1 protein-coding gene is annotated in these 1,464 nt (G+C 57.4%); it reads left to right on the plus strand.

The window, feature by feature from the left end; genetic code table 11:
- Positions 1-112: 112 nt before the first annotated feature.
- The coding region (locus IVA87_RS26845) for an IS4 family transposase (RefSeq protein WP_247335815.1) at positions 113-1,464 on the plus strand (1,352 nt) is incomplete at its 3' end.

A 1,464-nucleotide genomic window follows, 5' to 3' on the forward strand; every position in this document is an offset into this window, starting at 1 on the left:
GCTTTCAATTACCCACATTTAGCCGAGGGGGCTGAGGGAGCGCACCAACTATTGCATCGCAGGAATCGACCGTGATTCCTTGTCTGGCACCGATTCGCAGGGGGCGGTGCCAATGGACGAAAAAGCCGACGCATGGTTTGATCGCGAGCTCGCTGGCTGCAACCTTGCCGACGAGCGCCTGAATAAGCGGCTCCGCAAACTGGTAGCGCAGATCGGGAGCGCCATGGGAGAAAGCATTCCGCTGGTGTGCCAGGACTGGGCCAATACCAAGGCTGCGTATCGTTTTTTCTCCAACGACCGGGTCAGTGAGGCGGACATTCTGGCCGGCCACTTTCAATCGACGCGTGAGCGCACGATTGCCACCGACGGACCTATTCTAGTGCTCCACGATACGACCGAGTTCAGTTATCAAAGAGAGAACTCAGACGCGATCGGGATCACCAAGAGCATAAACAGTGGGCGCGACAAGGCGGGCCGCCTGAGGTCGCACACGGTTTGCGGCATCCTGATGCACTCGAGCCTGGCGGTGACAACCGAAGGGCTGCCGCTTGGACTGACGGCGGTCCAATTCTGGACCCGGAAGAAATTCAAGGGGACTGCCGCGCTTAAGAAGAAGATCAATCCGACGCGCATTCCCATCGAGAAGAAGGAGAGCATTCGGTGGCTGGACAATGTCCGTCAATCCACAGAGCTGCTGGGCGATCCGGGACGGTGCATCCATATCGGTGATCGCGAGAGCGACATCTATGAGCTGTTCTGCGCGGCCCGGGAAGCTGGAACGCATTTTGTGATTAGGACTTGCGTTAACCGTTTGGCCGGAGATGGAAATCACACGATCGCCGACGAAATGGACGAGGTTGCCGTCAAAGGACGGCATCGCCTCAACGTCAGAAACAACAACGGCGATCCCGATGAAGCCGTCCTCGAGATCAGATATCGCAAGCTTCGCGTCCTGCCGCCGATCGGAAAGCAGAAGCGCTATCCAGCGCTGACCCTGACGGTGATCCATGCCGAAGAACGCGTGACGCCGAAGAATAGAAAGAAAATCGAGTGGAAGCTGATCACAAATCTACCTGTTAGCTCCCGCACCGACGCCATTGAGAAGCTCGAATGGTATGCTTTGAGATGGAAGATCGAGGTGTTCCACAAGATCCTCAAATCAGGCTGCAAAGCTGAGGAGTCAAAGCTCAGGACCGCCCAGCGTCTGACCAATCTGATCTCGCTCTTTTGCATCCTGAGTTGGCGGGTCTTTTGGATGACGATGCTCAACCGTTCGGCTCCAGACGCGCCGCCAACCCTCGCGTTGACCGCGACTGAAATCGGCGTGCTCGATCGCCTCGTCAACGACAGACCAAAAGCAAGACGGAAAACGCTCTCGCACTATTTGATCAAAGTCGCCCGGCTCGGCGGTTATCTCGCCCGCGCCAGCGATCCGCCACCCGGCAATACCGTCATGTGGCGCGG

This window comes from Bradyrhizobium sp. 147 (genome assembly GCF_023073935.1).
Taxonomy (GTDB): Bacteria; Pseudomonadota; Alphaproteobacteria; order Rhizobiales; family Xanthobacteraceae; genus Bradyrhizobium.